Annotated in this window: 1 rRNA gene; it reads right to left on the bottom strand. The window is 50.8% G+C overall.

Annotated elements, in window-relative coordinates:
- Positions 1-933: ribosomal RNA gene (locus NCY30_RS14945) — 23S ribosomal RNA — on the bottom strand; the annotation flags it as partial.
- Positions 934-946 lie beyond the last annotated feature (13 nt).

The following is a 946-nucleotide window of genomic DNA, read 5'->3' on the forward strand; positions in this document are numbered from 1 at the left end:
GGTAAGCTTTGACGCCCCCTAGGAAATTCAGTGCTCTACCTCCGCAAGACTTATATGAGGCTAGCCCTAAAGCTATTTCGAGGAGAACCAGCTATCTCCGGGTTCGATTGGAATTTCTCCCCTATCCACACCTCATCCCCACCCTTTTCAACGGATGTGGGTTCGGTCCTCCATTGCCTTTTACGGCAACTTCAACCTGGACATGGATAGATCACCCGGTTTCGGGTCTGCTCCGACTGACTCATTCGCCCTATTAAGACTTGGTTTCCCTTCGGCTCCACACCTTTGGTGCTTAACCTCGCCAGCCAGCGCAACTCGCCGGACCGTTCTACAAAAAGTACGCGGTTCCACATAAAACATGGTTCCACAGCTTGTAAACATATGGTTTCAGGTTCTGTTTCACTCCCCTCCCGGGGTCCTTTTCACCGTTCCTTCACAGTACTATGCGCTATCGGTCACTAAGGAGTATTTAGCCTTACGGGGTGGTCCCCGCATGTTCAGTCAAGGTTCCACGTGTCTCGACCTACTCTGGATACCGCCATGTCAACTCATCTTTCGCTTACGGGGCTTTCACCCTCTCTGGCCGGCTTTCCCAAAACCGTTCTGCTAAATTCGTTGAATCAATTATGCGGTCCGAACCCCGGGATGCACGCATCCCGGTTTGGGCTCTTCCGTTTTCGCTCGCCGCTACTCACAGAATCACATGTTGTTTTCTCTTCCTCCGGCTACTTAGATGTTTCAGTTCACCGGGTTCCCCTCCTAACGTTATGTATTGGCGTTAGGATACTTGAGGTTTGCTCAAGTGGGTTTCCCCATTCAGAGATCTCCGGATCAAAGGATATTTGCTCCTCCCCGAAGCTTTTCGCAGCTTATCACGTCTTTCATCGGCTCTTAGTGCCAAGGCATCCACCATACGCTCTTTCTAGCATGACCAACTTGCTTTCAT

The organism is Dorea sp. MB18-49 (assembly GCF_023669465.1).
Classification (GTDB): Bacteria; Bacillota; Clostridia; order Lachnospirales; family Lachnospiraceae; genus Dorea_A; species Dorea_A longicatena.